Consider the following 13,046-nt stretch of genomic DNA (forward strand, 5'->3'; position numbering starts at 1 on the left):
TAGACCAATGCCACAGTTCATTTTTGCCTATCACGGCGGCAAGACCCCGGAGAGCGAGGAAGAAGGCGCGAGGGTCATGCAGGCCTGGAAGGACTGGATGGGAGCAATGGGAGACGCCCTGAAGATCCCGGGTGCACCGGTTGGGATGTCCAAGACCGTCAGCGCCGGCGGGGTGGCGGACAATGGCGGCGCCAATCCGCTGTCGGGCTATTCGGTGGTGGAGGCGGCTGATCAGGATGCCGCCTGTGCAATGGCCAAGGGCTGTCCGATGGTGGCAGACGGCAGCGGCTCCGTTGAAGTCGCTGAAATCATCGACATGGAGATGTAAGAAAATGCCCCGGTTCTGGACCGGGGCACTTGCATTTAGAACAGCAGCTCGGCGGCGGGGCGGATGGATCCGCATTCCAGCCCGCGGCGGCTGTAGAGCATCTTGTTCATGTATTTGGCGGTCTCCGGGTGATCTGCATCCAGCACGCCGAGGCTGACCATCAGCGCCGCAATGGCGCATTCGCTGGCGCGGGTGCTGCCATCGGAGATCTTCAGTGCGACGCCCAGTTTCTGTTCCGGCAGGATGGCGATGAACACCGCCTCAGCCCCGGTCTTGATCGCCACCTTGCCGCCCATGGCGCGCATCAGGTTGGTGCAGCAGCGGGTTTCGCCCGCCACCAGCTCCGGATGCGCGGTCATCGCCGCGACCAGCTGCTGCGCCGCCTCAGACGCGCGGTCGGAGCGGTCCGCGGCGCTGGCGAACCAGGCCATCGAGCGCGCTAGCCCGGTGACGGTGGTGGCAAAGTTCGGCGCAGAGCAGCCGTCGATGCCATAGGCCGGGCTGTCCTGTCCGGTGGTTTCCTCAAACGCTGCAAGGCAGGCCTGCTGCACCGGGTGATCCACCTCGATGTATTCAGTGCCGCCGCCCAGGTACTGGTTCAGGGTCAGGAAGCCCGCGTGCTTGCCGGAGCAGTTGTTGTGCACCTGGCAGGGGCTGCTGTCGGTCTTGATCAGTTCGTTGCGGGCGGGGATGTCGTCCGGCAGCTGCGGGCCGCAGCGGAAGTCGTCATCAGTCATGCCCAGCTGGCCCAGCCACGCGTTGACCCGGTCGGTATGAATATGCGCGCCGTTGTGCGACGCGCAGGCCAGCGCCAGCTGTTCCGGGTTCAGCCCGTAGCGTGCGGCGGCACCGGAGGTGATCAGCGGCAGTGCCTGGATCATCTTGGCCGAGCTGCGCGGATAGATAACTGCGTCCGGATCGCCCCAACTGCGCACCACCTGGCCGCTGTCGTCGCAAATGACGGCATGGCCCAGGTGCAGGCTTTCCAGCAGCGGGCCGCGCCAGACTTCGGCCATGGGCACTGGATTCGGCATGATGTCTCCCCTCAAGTTTTCTGGGCGAAATCCTGCCAAAACGCACTTTCGCCCGTGGTGCTAGTTACGTTAGTGTGCTTGTGTAGCGCAAGCGAAGGGATCGGGACCAGACAGCGGTTGAACGCTGCGGGCCCTTTGCTTGGTTTTGAGGTATGAAAGAACAGTCTTGGAGTCGGGACAAATGGCATTGAAACTCGCCCGCGTGGCTGCGGGCCTGTGTCTGGCAGCATTGGCAACCGCCGCAACAGCACAGGAAACGTCGAACAACCGGGTTGCGGCCAAGGTGGATTGGAGCGTTTTCGAGGGCAACGATCCGAACGAATGCTGGGGGGTTTCCGCGCCGAAGGAGACCGTGAACACCCGCGACGGACGTGTCGTGGCGGTGCGCCGCAGCGAGATCCAGCTGTTTGTCACCTTCCGCAGCGGCGATGCCCCCAAGGGCGAGGTGAGCTTCACCGGCGGCTACCCGTTTGCGCCAGGATCGACCGTGAACATGGCGATAGGTGATTCCGAGTTCGAACTGTTCACTGAAGGCGAATGGGCCTGGCCTGCAACGCCTGCGGATGATGCCAAAATCGTCACCGCCATGAAGCGCGGCGCCGATGCGGTGCTGACCGCGCGTTCGGCCCGCGGCACCCAGACCAAGGACACCTTCTCGCTGCTGGGGTTCACTGCAGCGGTGGAAGATGCGGAAAAGCGCTGCAGCAAGTAATCCTCTGCATGTATGCGGAGCGACAAGACCCCGGCCTGCGCCGGGGTTTTCTTGTTCAAGACAGGAGCGGCGCGTAACATGAAGCAGGAGGTACCGGCCATGCTGCGCAAAGTTGCTTGTTGTCTATTTCTGGCGGCGACGCCCGGATTTGCCGATCCTGCGCTGGAGTGCGGTGATGCCGGCTCTCAAGTCGAAATCGGCGAATGTGTTGCCGACGACGAGGAGCGCGTGGAAGCCGCATTGGCCGCGGCATTGCGATTTGCGCTGGATGCCGCTGAAGAATTGGACAACGTCACTGAACGGGTTGTTGCAGTTCCGGCGCTTGAGGCAGGGCAAAAGGCCTGGGAAGCCTACCGTGAGGAGCATTGCGCCTTTGTCGGGGCAACATACGGCGGCGGATCAGGCACAGGCATAGCAATCCGCTCCTGCTGGACGTCGCTCGGCCGTGCCAGGGTTGATGAGCTGATGCGCTACGCCCGGTAGCGGGCTCCACCGGCTTTTTCACAGGATTCCTTTTGATCTCCGTTCGAAATCCTATATAGAGCCGCATCCGCCCACCATCACCCGAGGCTTTTGCCATGACTGCCAGCGCGCCGATCACCCAGGACGTTATGACCCTGCCCCGCAAGGAGCCCGAGGGCGGCAAGATCAATCTTGTCGGCCTGACCCGCGAGCGGATGCGCGAGGTGCTGATTGAGCATGGCACACCGGAGAAGCAGGCCAAAATGCGGGTCGGCCAGATCTGGCAGTGGATCTACCAGTGGGGCAAGCGCGATTTTGCCGACATGACCAACCTGGCCAAAGCCTACCGCGCGCAGTTGGCGGAGACGTTTGAAATCCGCATCCCGGAAGTGGTGAGCAAGCAGGTGTCGACCGACGGCACCCGCAAATACCTGGTGCGGATCAATGGCGGCCACGAGGTCGAGGTGGTCTATATCCCCGAGGATGACCGCGGCACCCTGTGCATTTCCTCTCAGGTGGGCTGCACCCTGACCTGCTCCTTCTGCCATACCGGCACCCAGAAGCTGGTGCGCAACCTGACCCCGGCAGAGATCGTCGGCCAGGTGATGATGGCGCGCGACGATCTGGAGGAATGGCCGGTGCCGGGTGCCCCCAAGGAAGAAACCCGGCTGCTCTCCAACATCGTGCTGATGGGCATGGGCGAGCCGCTCTACAACTTCGACAACGTCCGCGACGCGATGAAGATCGCGATGGACCCGGAGGGTATCTCGCTGAGCCGCCGCCGGATCACCCTGTCGACCTCCGGCGTGGTGCCGGAGATTGCGCGGACGGCGCAGGAAATCGGCTGCCTGCTGGCGATTTCATTCCACGCGACCACCAACGAAACCCGCGACGTGCTGGTGCCGATCAACAAGCGCTGGAACATCGACGAGCTGCTGCAGGCACTGGCGGATTACCCCAAGGCCTCGAACTCGGAGCGGATCACCTTTGAATACGTGATGCTGGACGGGGTGAACGACAGCGATGAGGACGCGCACCGCCTGATCGACCACATCAAGCGCTACAATATCCCGGCAAAGATCAACCTGATCCCGTTCAACGAATGGCCGGGCGCGCCCTATAAGCGCAGCTCCAACAACCGTATCCGGGCGTTTGCCAATATCATTTATCAGGCGGGCTATGCCTCGCCGATCCGCAAGACCCGCGGCGAGGACATCATGGCGGCCTGCGGACAGCTGAAATCAGCCACCGAGCGCGCCCGCAAGAGCCGCAAACAGATTGAGGCCGAAGCCGGGATGAAGTGACCCGGCTCCGGCCCCGCTGCGGCAGGGTCCCCGGCTGCCTTAACTGAAGATGAAGTCGTCCGCTGTCAGCCCGCCGGTGAAACCGGTGAGCTCGATATCGTGGTTGCCGTAGTAACTGATCAGCGTGTTGCCGCCCTGCTCGGTGATGGTCAGATCGCCGAAGCCGCTGATCACCGTCCCCGAAAACTCGATCCTGTCGTTACCCCTGCCGAAATCGGTGATAGTCTCGTCTTCCCAGTAATCCGCGTATACAAAGACAAACACGTCCGCGCGGGCGCCCCCGGTCAGAGCATCAGAGCCGTCGCCACCTACAATTCTGTCGCGGCCGGCGCCGCCGTTTAAAGTGTCATCTCCGCGGCCGCCGTACAGCGTGTCATTCCCGCCATTTCCGCGCAGGATGTCGCTGTCATTGCTTCCGCCTGAATAGTCCCCGCTGTCCGAACCGCCATGGAGCACGTCATGGCCCTTACCGCCCGAAATCCGGTCGGCGCCCTGGCCGCCGCTGACAGTATCCGCACCGCCGCCGCCAAACAGCCTGTCATCCGCTTCGCGGCCGAGCACTGTGTCGCTGCCGGCCATTGCCCGGATCACCGTATCCTGACCGGTCGCAAGCACCGTCTCGGAACGTTCGCTGGCCTCGATCACAACACGGCCGGCCTGGTTGAGGCTTGCAGTCCAGCCCTCTGTGCCGCCGGTGCCGCCGTAAAGGTGCTGCAGGGCCTGCAGATCGAAAATGCCAAGTTCGGTGGCATTGTAGCCGCCGTAGTTGTAGGTCATGACCGAATGGGCCTGGTCGTCGAGGTGTCCTGCCAGCGTGTTTTCGCCATCATGGGGGTGCTCCAGCCCCACAGCATGGCCGATTTCGTGCAGAATCGTTTCATAGCCGTATGAACCCGGCGCCATGCTGCTGCCCTGGATTGCCAGCTGCCCCTGCCCGGTGGAGTAGGCACTGGACCAGGCATAGTGCGCCCAGCCTGCGGCGCTGCCGCCATCGTAGCCGAACACATTGATCATCGCCGGGCCATCGGTTTCGACAAAGATCAGCCCGGCGGCCTCCTCGAATTCGGCCAGCGCCAGGCGGAAATAGTCGCGCTGCGTCTCGTTGAAGGACCAGTAGCCGGTTGCGCCATAAGGATCGCTGGAGGCGTCACCCAGTTCACCGCTGCTGACGAAACTATAGGTCACAACCGTTTGAGTGCCGAGGCTGACCTGACTGTTCCAGCGGTAATTGCCATTCGACGTATAGGCCAGAAGTGACGTGTAGTCTGAGACTTCGGACATCCTTGCTCTCCACTGCTCCACCGCCGGTAAAGTATTGTTTGCAAATGCGGCCAAGTTTGGCCACTTTTCAGGCGCAACCGGAGCAAACACGTTAAGGTTTGTTGTAAATGGCGGATATCTGCGTGTTAGGGACGCTGCCGGGCGCGGATTCCGGCCAATCCGCCCGGCACGGCCGCCAGAGGTTCAGCAGCCCCCACGCCTGTTGCAAGGCGGGCACAGTACCTGACGCTTGAGCCGCCGCCGCATTCTTTCCCAAATCCGGCTCAAATTCCGCCGCTTCGGGCAAACAGTTTCCTGAGTACGGACAATCAAATTTTCAGAAGGAAACGCAGATGGCTCCGATGCAACAAAAAACCGGCCCGATCGACCCCAGTGTTCTGGATCTGATCCGCAGCGAACGCCAGAAGGCGCTGAGCCCGCGGGAGTGGAAATTCCGTCTTCGCGGATATGGCTTCGCGGTGAAACGCGTGGGCGGGACCCAAGTCCTGACACGGCTGACGACCGGAGCAGAGATGGGGCCGCTGCCGCCGGAATTTTCCTGATCCCGACGGCATCTGCTTCGTTGCCTGCGATCAGCGCTCGCGGCCGGGCAGGCTGTCGCGCGGCGGCGCGGGTTCCCAATTGTCGATGATCTCCACTGCTTCCTGCGCAGTATCAACCACGCGGAAGAGGTCAAGATCCTGGTCCGAGATGGTGCCGGCATCGGCCAGCGCCTCCCAGTTGACGATCTTCTCCCAGAATTCCTTGCCGAACAGCAGGAACGGCACCCGTTCCATGCGGCCGGTCTGGATCAGGGTCAGGCTCTCGAACAGCTCGTCCAGGGTGCCGAAGCCGCCCGGGAACACTGTGATCGCCCGCGCCCGCATCAGGAAATGCATCTTGCGGATCGCGAAGTAGTGGAAGTTGAAGCTGAGATCCGGCGTCACATAGCCGTTGGGCGCCTGCTCATGCGGCAGCACGATAGACAGGCCGATGGAATGGCCGCCCGCATCCAGCGCTCCACGGTTGCCCGCCTCCATCACACCGGGTCCGCCGCCGGTCACCACGACATTGTGACGGCCACCGCTCTCCTTTGATTTTTCGGTCATCAGCCGGGCAAACTCACGCGCTTCATCGTAGAAATGCGACAGATCCGCCAGCGTCTTGGTGCGCGCCTTGTCCTTATGTGCGGGATCCGGAATGCGGGCGCCGCCGAACATCACGATGGTGCTTTCGATGCCATGCTCGTTCAGCATCAGCTCCGGCTTCAACAGTTCCAGCTGCAAGCGCACCGGGCGCAGTTCCTCGCGGCACAAGAACTCCTCATCAGCAAAGGCCAGCCGGTAGGCCGGTGCCTGGGTCTGCGGCGTGGCGGGCACATGTTCGGCCCGGTCCCGGTCTGAGTGAGCGTCGCGGAAACGGCTGTGGCGATCTTCGGTCATTGGCAATCCAGATAAGAAATAACAGGACCTCCTTTGTAACCGTCCTTGGCCGTTAGCGCCAATCAAGAAAGCAGGAGAACGCGCCGTTCCGCTTGCGCCCCGTCCCGGCAGGGGTAAGGTTCCGACCAGGCAGGCAGGGAGGAATGCGCGTGGACTGGCAGGGTGAAATTGAAGCGGCAGCAGAACGCATCCGCCCATATGTGCAACAGACTCCGGTGCTGCAGAGCCGGGGGTTCGGGCTGGCGTATCCGCTGGAGCTGAAGCTGGAGCACATGCAGCACACCGGCAGCTTCAAGGCCCGCGGCGCCTTCAACACTCTGCTGAGCAGAGAGGTGCCCGCAGCCGGTCTGGTTGCGGCCTCCGGCGGCAATCACGGGGCGGCCGTCGCCTATGCCGCGCATCAGCTGGGCCACAGGGCGAGGATCTATGTGCCGGAGATGGCCGGCCCCGCCAAGATTTTGCTGATCGAGCGCGCCGGGGCTGATCTGCAAGTGGTGCCCGGCGCCTATGCCAATGCGCTGGAAATGGCGCAAGCGTATGAAGCCGAGACAGGTGCGATGCAGGTTCATGCCTATGATGCGCCGGCAACCGTGGCTGGCCAAGGCTCCTGTTTTGCCGAATGGCAGGCACAGGGGCTGCAAGCCGATACCCTGCTGATTGCAGTGGGCGGCGGCGGGCTGATCAGCGGCGCGCTGGCCTGGTTTCAGGGCGCGCGGAAAATCGTTGCGGTGGAGCCGGAAACCTCCTGCGCACTGAACGCCGCGCTTGCTGCCGGGCAACCGGCGGATGTCGAGGTCTCAGGTGTGGCAGCCAACGCGCTGGGGGCAAAACGCATCGGCAATATCTGCTTTGAGCTTGCCACGGCGCAGGGTGTCACGTCCCTCACTGTGCCGGACAGCGCCATCACTCAGGCCCAGACCGCCTTGTGGCGCGAACACCGGATCCTGGTGGAGCCGGCAGGCGCCACCGCGCTGGCAGCGCTGATGTGCGGCGCGTACCAGCCGGAGCCGGGTGAGCGTATCGCGGTGCTGATCTGCGGCGGCAACATTGCCCCGGATCCGCTGGGATAACCCTTGCAGCAATCCGCCGGCAGCCCTATCGGAATAGCATGTCCGCAACCATCGCCGATACGATCTATCAAGCGTTAAGCGAGCGCATCATCACCGGCAGCCTGCCTGCGGGTGAAAAGCTGCGCCAGGACCATATCGCGCGGGAATTCGAAGCCAGCCATGTGCCCGTGCGCGAGGCGCTGTTGCGGCTGGAGGCGCACGGGCTGGCGGTATCCGAACCCCGCCGCGGCACAAGGGTCAGCGCCCTGAACCCCGCCGAGATCCGTGAAGTGATTGAGATGCGGGTCTCGCTTGAAGTGCTGGCCCTGACCCACGCCTTTCCGCGGCTGACCCAAGAGGATATCGAAGCCGCTGATACTGCCCGCCTGGCCTGCGACGCAGCCGGGGACATGGCCAGCTGGGAGCGGCTGAACCGTGCCTTTCACCGCGTGATCCTGGCGCCGTGCGCGATGCCGCGGCTGCTGGCGGCGATCGACGATCTGCATATCGCCGCCGCCCGGCATCTGTTTGCCAACTGGCAGCACCAATGGAACCGCCGCGTGGATGCGGACCATGCCGCCATCGTTCAGGCAATGGCCCGGCGCGATGCCGCCGGAGCCTGCGAGATTCTGCGCCGCCACCTGCGCCGGGTGCGCTGACGGCCCCAGGCAGCGGGCAAAACGCCGTCAGGCGCGGCATTTTGGACGCAATCCGGACATGACCTGCGGGCGGTTTGCCGGTATGAAGCTGCGAATCTAACCGATGCCGGAGGAACACCCATGTCCAACGCCCAGCTGGAAGCAGCAATCGAAGCCGCCTGGGAGGCGCGCGACACCATCACCCCCGCCACCACCGGCGAGCAGCGTGAAGCCATCGAAGACACCCTGAACGCGCTCGACTCCGGTCAGCTGCGGGTGGCCGAGAAGCTGGAGAACGGCGACTGGCATGTGAACCAGTGGGCCAAGAAAGCGGTGCTGCTGGGCTTCCGCATCAAGGACATGGAAATCCACGAAGGCGGCCCGCAGGCCGGCGGCTGGTGGGACAAGGTCGACAGCAAGTTTGCCGGCTGGGGCGAGGCTGATTGGAAATCCGCAGGCTTCCGCGCGGTTCCGAACTGCGTCGTCCGCAAGTCTGCCTATATCGCGCCGGGCGCGGTGCTGATGCCCTCCTTTGTGAACCTCGGCGCCTATGTCGACGAAGGCACCATGGTCGACACCTGGGCCACCGTCGGCTCCTGCGCCCAGATCGGCAAGAACGTGCACCTGTCCGGCGGCGTCGGCATCGGCGGCGTGCTGGAACCGATGCAGGCCGGCCCCACCATCATCGAGGACAACTGCTTCATCGGCGCCCGTTCCGAGGTGGTCGAAGGCTGCATCGTGCGCGAAGGCTCTGTCCTGGGCATGGGTGTCTTCATCGGCAAGTCCACCAAGATCGTCGACCGCGAAACCGGCGAAGTGATGTACGGCGAAGTGCCGCCCTACTCGGTTGTTGTGGCAGGCTCGATGCCGTCGAAGAACAACATCAGCCTCTACTGCGCGGTGATCGTGAAGCGGGTGGACGAAAAGACCCGCTCCAAGACCGGCATCAACGAGCTGCTGCGCGACTGATCCGCACGGCAACACCAGCCCATTGAACGCGCCCTGCACGGGCGCGTTTTTTGTTGGGCTGCTGCCTCTCCTGAGTAAAACCCTTGCCGCAAAATAAACATGGCGCTAATGGTATTATATCTACACATAAGAGAGTCAGATGCAGACCATATTTGCCCAGCGCGCCCGCCTGCCCCAGGGTTGGGTTGAGAACCTCCGGCTAACGGTTGTTAACGGCCGGATTTCTTCCATCGAAACCGGGACCGGACCAAAGCCTGAGGACGCACGGGTGGACGTGCTGCTGCCGTCGCTGGGCAACCTGCACTCCCACAGCTTCCAGCGCGCCATGGCCGGTATGACCGAGTACCGCGCCGCCGGGAAGGACAGCTTCTGGACCTGGCGCGAGCTGATGTACCGCTTCATGGACCGCATCACGCCTGAGCAGTACGAGGCCATAGCCGCGCTGGTGTTCATGGAGATGCTGGAAGCCGGTTATGCCTCGGTGGGAGAGTTCCACTATGTCCACCACCAGCCGGGCGGCGCGCACTTTGTCTCTGTGACGGAACTCAGCGAACGCGTGTTTGCCGCGGCCAGCCAGACCGGCATCGGTCTCACCCATCTGCCGGTGCTGTACACTTATGGCGGGGCTGGAAAACAGGCTCTGAATGGGGGGCAACAGCGGTTTGGCAATTCGGTTGCGGAATTCTCAGACCTCGTCACCCGCGCCCGGGACATTGCCGCACGGGACTTGCCCGAAGATGCAAGCGTCGGCATCGCGCCGCATTCGCTGCGCGCCACCTGCCCCGAGGATCTGGCGGAAGTGCTGAGGATCCAGGACCGGCTGCCGGTGCATATCCATATCGCCGAACAGCCCAAGGAAGTGGCGGATATCAGCGATTGGCTGGGTGCGCGGCCTGTTGAATGGCTGCTGGATAACACGCCAGTGGATGGCAACTGGTGCCTGATTCACGCCACCCATATGACCGGCTCCGAAACCATCGGCATGGCCCGCTCCGGCGCAGTCGCCGGCCTCTGCCCGGTCACCGAGGCCAATCTGGGCGACGGGCCGTTCAACGGCGTGGAATACCTGGCGCATGACGGGGCATTTGGGGTTGGTTCAGACTCTAACGTGCGGATATCGCTGCCGGAGGAGCTGAGGACGCTGGAGTATTCCCAGCGCCTGCGGGATCTGGCGCGCAATGTGCTGGTGCCGGGTGAGGGCTCGGTGGGCGAGACGTTGTACTTGGGCGCGGCAAAAGGCGGCGCTCAGGCGCTCGGCCGCGATGCGGGGCGGATTGAGGAAGGCGCGCTGGCGGATCTCGTGGCAATTGACAGCGGCGTGCCCGCACTTTGCGCGTTGAAACCAGAACAACTGCTGGACGGCCTCTGCTTTGCGGCAGGCAATAACACAGTCACGGATGTCTGGAGCGCCGGCCGCCATGTGGTCCACCAGGGCCGCCATGTCGCACGGGACAGCGTGGTTGCAGGCTACAAGATGGCAATCAAGGAACTGCTGAACAGTCTCTAAACAGGCAATATCCGCACTTGGACAACAGTGCCGCCGCCGGAGACCACCGCGGCGGCGGCGCCTTGTGTCACAACCCCTTCGCCGGGACCGAGACGGCCTGTGCCAGCCGCCTCCAAGCCGCCTGAGACCACAAACAGCACGCGCAGCCCTTCGGCCTCCGGCACCGGGCCATCGGCAAGAATACCGGGGTCTGCCGTCACCCATGCCGGATCATAGATCACATTGAAGGCCTTGCAGGGCCCATCGCGCAACTGGCAGTCCAGCGCAACCCCGCCATCGAAACACAGCGGATCAAGCGGCCGGGCCTCCAGCCGTACGGATTCATTCGACAGGGTGTGCCCAGCCCCTTCGACGATGCAATGAATACGGGCGAGGCCTGGGAATGCGGAAAACGGGCCGTTCCGGGTGATGTCCGCCAGGCTCAGGCGCCAAGCCAGATTTCCATCCTCAGCATGCGACGCCAGTTCCCGGGTCACGCCGCCGCCGTTCTTCCACGGCAGGGGCTGAGCAGTCAGGGCGGAGAAGCGCATTGCAGGATCCTTGCAGCTGGTCGTTCAACCCAGGCATAAATCCCAGATGCCTTGAACTGCAAGGCTTCCGTTTCCCGCTCATCCGGCCCGCACTGGCCGCGCTATTTGATTGACCATCCCCCTGCCCCGGCGCTATGGCGGCGTCATGGAAAAGAAGAAACCCTCCCGCCAGCAAGTTTATACCCTGCTTGTCCAGATCGGCCGCAAGGATGGAGACGGCCTGCCCGATGGCGCCACCGGTGCTGCGCTGATGATCTATGCCTCTGGCATTGATGAAGCTGAGGCGGTGCGGGAAACCGTGGCGATCCTTAAACAGGCAGACACGGCTCCGCTGGACGTGACCGGATACGGCACGCTGGAAGAGCGCGAGGCAGAAGGCCATGAGATCGGCGACGAGGAACGCGCCCTGATGCAGCGGGCGCTGGAGGAAAACGCGGTGATCGTTGCCCAGATGACCCCGTTCTTCGACGGCGAAGTACCGGTTTTCCATTAACCGCAAGCGTCAGTTCTGGCTGCCGAACCATTTGCGGTAGAGGGCGTCATAGCTGCCGTCCTCCTGCATCGTCAGAAGCGCCTGATTCACATCCTCTACCAGCGGCGATCCGGCCGGGAAGACCAGCCCGTAATTTTCGCGCAGGAACGGCTGGCCGATGGTCTGGCCGTATTCATGCCCGCCCTGCTGCTCGTAGAACTTCAGCACCGGAGCGTCAAAGACCACTGCCTTGATCTCAGAGGCTTCAAACGCAGCAAGCATCCCCTCAAGGCCGTCAAAGCCGACAAAATCGATCTCGCGCCGGTCGAGAAAACCGGCAGCGGTGGAGCCGCCGATGGTGCCGACGGATCTGCCATAGAGATCGTTGACCGAGTTCACAGAGCCGCTGATTGCTTCGACCGTCATCACCGCGGTGATCTTGGCAACAAAGATCGAGACGATGAACAGCGACGAGACAACCAGCACCACGCCGAACATGCGCCCGATCGGCGTGCGCGGCACCCGTTCCTCAAACCCGCCATTCACAACCAGGTTCAGCGCCCACCAAAAGGAGGGAAACCAGGCCTCCTTCAGGGGGCGGTCGAAATAGGGCTGGGCACGGCGTTCAAAGGTCCACATCATCATGCCGCCGCCGAACAGCAGCAGAAAGGCGATGCCGATGGCTGCGGCCAGATCCCAGGACAGCAGCGCCCGTAACAGGGACGGCTCGCGGATATCATCGGCCTGCACCATGATCTGCAGGCCGCTTTCGAAGATCGGATGGCTGAAGTCCATCTGGATCTCGCGGGAGGCCGTGATCGAGATGTTTGCCGCTGCCAGATCCGCGTCGCCATTGCGGACGCCGTCCAGCATCTCCGCAAAGCCGGAAGTGCGGTTGATGCGGTATTCCAGGTCCAGCCGCTCAGCCAGGATCTTGAACAGTTCCAGCGAGAACCCAGTGTCCTGTCCGTCTTCCTCCATGGAGAACGGCGGCCGGGTCACGGTGTTGACCGTCAGAACCTGCGCAGAGAGCAATTGCCCCCAAAGCACGAAAAGGGCAGCAGTAATCAGGCGGAAGTACAGCACGGAAACGCTCGGTTTGGCCTCTGACAGAGTTTCAACGTCCTTAGGCGGATCACCTTTTTCACGCAAGCGCTTTGGCGGCTGGGGCGGAATTGCCGCTGGGACTGTGTCCGGCGGGCAGCCGAAACGGTTTTTTTGGATTGTCTGACGGCCTCCGCTTGCCTGGCGTTGCCCTTCAAGTTCTTTACAGTTTCAGTGTCTTTGCTGTGAATTGCGCTGCGCCGCAATCCGGGCTAGGCCTGTGCCACCCGGAACC

At 62.9% G+C, this 13,046-nt stretch carries 15 protein-coding genes; 10 read left to right on the forward strand and 5 right to left on the reverse strand.

Going from position 1 to position 13,046, the window contains the following annotated elements; all coding sequences use genetic code 11:
• Window positions 1–7 precede the first annotated feature (7 nt).
• Complete coding sequence (locus tag GKC28_RS10660) at window positions 8–328, forward strand: YciI family protein (protein WP_174146879.1); 321 nt, start codon at window positions 8–10, stop codon at window positions 326–328.
• Window positions 329–363: 35 nt separating this feature from the next.
• On the opposite strand, the gene GKC28_RS10665 is transcribed toward GKC28_RS10660, so the two are convergent.
• Window positions 364–1,362 carry an asparaginase gene (locus tag GKC28_RS10665; protein ID WP_174146880.1) on the reverse strand — a complete coding sequence of 333 codons (999 nt, stop codon included), beginning with the start codon at window positions 1,360–1,362 and terminating at the stop codon, window positions 364–366.
• A gap of 181 nt (window positions 1,363–1,543) precedes the next feature.
• Here GKC28_RS10665 and GKC28_RS10670 point away from each other — a divergent pair, with 181 nt between their 5' ends.
• The 3 genes from GKC28_RS10670 to rlmN all read left to right on the forward strand — a co-directional run bounded on the left by GKC28_RS10670 (window position 1,544) and on the right by rlmN (window position 3,840).
• Window positions 1,544–2,074 carry an invasion associated locus B family protein gene (locus GKC28_RS10670; RefSeq protein ID WP_174146881.1) on the forward strand — a complete coding sequence of 177 codons (531 nt, stop codon included), beginning with the start codon at window positions 1,544–1,546 and terminating at the stop codon, window positions 2,072–2,074.
• A gap of 99 nt (window positions 2,075–2,173) precedes the next feature.
• Window positions 2,174–2,557: a lysozyme inhibitor LprI family protein gene (locus tag GKC28_RS10675; protein WP_254604203.1), complete on the forward strand. Its 384-nt coding sequence runs from the start codon at window positions 2,174–2,176 to the stop codon at window positions 2,555–2,557.
• 95 nt (window positions 2,558–2,652) lie between these two features.
• Window positions 2,653–3,840 (forward strand): 23S rRNA (adenine(2503)-C(2))-methyltransferase RlmN, encoded by a 1,188-nt coding sequence (gene rlmN, locus GKC28_RS10680; RefSeq protein WP_174146883.1) that lies wholly within the window; start codon window positions 2,653–2,655, stop codon window positions 3,838–3,840.
• Between the two features lie 39 nt (window positions 3,841–3,879).
• On the opposite strand, the gene GKC28_RS26720 is transcribed toward rlmN, so the two are convergent.
• Window positions 3,880–5,121, reverse strand: coding sequence for a type I secretion protein (locus GKC28_RS26720; RefSeq protein WP_174146884.1), 1,242 nt, complete (start codon window positions 5,119–5,121; stop codon window positions 3,880–3,882).
• 332 nt (window positions 5,122–5,453) lie between these two features.
• Between GKC28_RS26720 and GKC28_RS10690 the strand changes: the two genes are divergently transcribed.
• On the forward strand, window positions 5,454–5,663 hold the full coding sequence (locus tag GKC28_RS10690; RefSeq protein WP_174146885.1) for a hypothetical protein: 210 nt from the start codon (window positions 5,454–5,456) through the stop codon (window positions 5,661–5,663).
• 30 nt (window positions 5,664–5,693) lie between these two features.
• Here GKC28_RS10690 and GKC28_RS10695 read toward each other — a convergent pair whose 3' ends face one another.
• Window positions 5,694–6,542 (reverse strand): TIGR00730 family Rossman fold protein, encoded by an 849-nt coding sequence (locus tag GKC28_RS10695; RefSeq protein ID WP_174146886.1) that lies wholly within the window; start codon window positions 6,540–6,542, stop codon window positions 5,694–5,696.
• 149 nt (window positions 6,543–6,691) lie between these two features.
• Here GKC28_RS10695 and GKC28_RS10700 point away from each other — a divergent pair, with 149 nt between their 5' ends.
• The 4 genes from GKC28_RS10700 (at window position 6,692) to GKC28_RS10715 (ending at window position 10,705) form a co-directional block, all read left to right on the forward strand.
• Window positions 6,692–7,612 (forward strand): threonine/serine dehydratase, encoded by a 921-nt coding sequence (locus GKC28_RS10700; protein ID WP_174146942.1) that lies wholly within the window; start codon window positions 6,692–6,694, stop codon window positions 7,610–7,612.
• A 38-nt stretch (window positions 7,613–7,650) separates the two neighbouring features.
• Window positions 7,651–8,250 (forward strand): GntR family transcriptional regulator, encoded by a 600-nt coding sequence (locus GKC28_RS10705; protein ID WP_174146887.1) that lies wholly within the window; start codon window positions 7,651–7,653, stop codon window positions 8,248–8,250.
• 120 nt (window positions 8,251–8,370) lie between these two features.
• Window positions 8,371–9,198 (forward strand): 2,3,4,5-tetrahydropyridine-2,6-dicarboxylate N-succinyltransferase, encoded by an 828-nt coding sequence (dapD, locus tag GKC28_RS10710; protein WP_174146888.1) that lies wholly within the window; start codon window positions 8,371–8,373, stop codon window positions 9,196–9,198.
• Window positions 9,199–9,337: 139 nt separating this feature from the next.
• Entirely contained in the window at window positions 9,338–10,705 is a 1,368-nt protein-coding gene (locus tag GKC28_RS10715) for a formimidoylglutamate deiminase (RefSeq protein WP_174146889.1), read from the forward strand.
• Here the strand turns inward: GKC28_RS10715 and GKC28_RS10720 are convergent.
• Window positions 10,702–11,235 carry a HutD family protein gene (locus GKC28_RS10720; protein WP_174146890.1) on the reverse strand — a complete coding sequence of 178 codons (534 nt, stop codon included), beginning with the start codon at window positions 11,233–11,235 and terminating at the stop codon, window positions 10,702–10,704. The two genes, GKC28_RS10715 and GKC28_RS10720, sit on opposite strands and share 4 nt — an antisense overlap.
• Before the next feature lie 145 nt (window positions 11,236–11,380).
• On the opposite strand from GKC28_RS10720, the gene GKC28_RS10725 reads away from it, so the two are divergent.
• Window positions 11,381–11,728 carry a hypothetical protein gene (locus GKC28_RS10725; RefSeq protein ID WP_174146891.1) on the forward strand — a complete coding sequence of 116 codons (348 nt, stop codon included), beginning with the start codon at window positions 11,381–11,383 and terminating at the stop codon, window positions 11,726–11,728.
• Window positions 11,729–11,737: 9 nt separating this feature from the next.
• Here GKC28_RS10725 and GKC28_RS10730 read toward each other — a convergent pair whose 3' ends face one another.
• The gene (locus GKC28_RS10730) at window positions 11,738–12,793 is read right to left on the reverse strand and encodes a transporter substrate-binding domain-containing protein (protein ID WP_174146892.1); all 1,056 of its coding nucleotides are present in this window, start codon (window positions 12,791–12,793) and stop codon (window positions 11,738–11,740) included.
• Window positions 12,794–13,046 lie beyond the last annotated feature (253 nt).

The organism is Leisingera sp. ANG59 (assembly GCF_013317235.1).
Classification (GTDB): Bacteria; Pseudomonadota; Alphaproteobacteria; order Rhodobacterales; family Rhodobacteraceae; genus Leisingera.

What these genes read in the sequence shown, in the direction of transcription:
- GKC28_RS10660 (WP_174146879.1), top strand. Translation starts at nt 8, where the DNA reads ATGCCACAGTTCATTTTTGCCTATCACGGCGGCAAGACCCCGGAGAGC.
- GKC28_RS10665 (WP_174146880.1), bottom strand. Translation starts at nt 1,362, where the DNA reads ATGCCGAATCCAGTGCCCATGGCCGAAGTCTGGCGCGGCCCGCTGCTG.
- GKC28_RS10670 (WP_174146881.1), top strand. Translation starts at nt 1,544, where the DNA reads ATGGCATTGAAACTCGCCCGCGTGGCTGCGGGCCTGTGTCTGGCAGCA.
- GKC28_RS10675 (WP_254604203.1), top strand. Translation starts at nt 2,174, where the DNA reads ATGCTGCGCAAAGTTGCTTGTTGTCTATTTCTGGCGGCGACGCCCGGA.
- rlmN (WP_174146883.1), top strand. Translation starts at nt 2,653, where the DNA reads ATGACTGCCAGCGCGCCGATCACCCAGGACGTTATGACCCTGCCCCGC.
- GKC28_RS26720 (WP_174146884.1), bottom strand. Translation starts at nt 5,121, where the DNA reads ATGTCCGAAGTCTCAGACTACACGTCACTTCTGGCCTATACGTCGAAT.
- GKC28_RS10690 (WP_174146885.1), top strand. Translation starts at nt 5,454, where the DNA reads ATGGCTCCGATGCAACAAAAAACCGGCCCGATCGACCCCAGTGTTCTG.
- GKC28_RS10695 (WP_174146886.1), bottom strand. Translation starts at nt 6,542, where the DNA reads ATGACCGAAGATCGCCACAGCCGTTTCCGCGACGCTCACTCAGACCGG.
- GKC28_RS10705 (WP_174146887.1), top strand. Translation starts at nt 7,651, where the DNA reads ATGTCCGCAACCATCGCCGATACGATCTATCAAGCGTTAAGCGAGCGC.
- dapD (WP_174146888.1), top strand. Translation starts at nt 8,371, where the DNA reads ATGTCCAACGCCCAGCTGGAAGCAGCAATCGAAGCCGCCTGGGAGGCG.
- GKC28_RS10715 (WP_174146889.1), top strand. Translation starts at nt 9,338, where the DNA reads ATGCAGACCATATTTGCCCAGCGCGCCCGCCTGCCCCAGGGTTGGGTT.
- GKC28_RS10720 (WP_174146890.1), bottom strand. Translation starts at nt 11,235, where the DNA reads ATGCGCTTCTCCGCCCTGACTGCTCAGCCCCTGCCGTGGAAGAACGGC.
- GKC28_RS10725 (WP_174146891.1), top strand. Translation starts at nt 11,381, where the DNA reads ATGGAAAAGAAGAAACCCTCCCGCCAGCAAGTTTATACCCTGCTTGTC.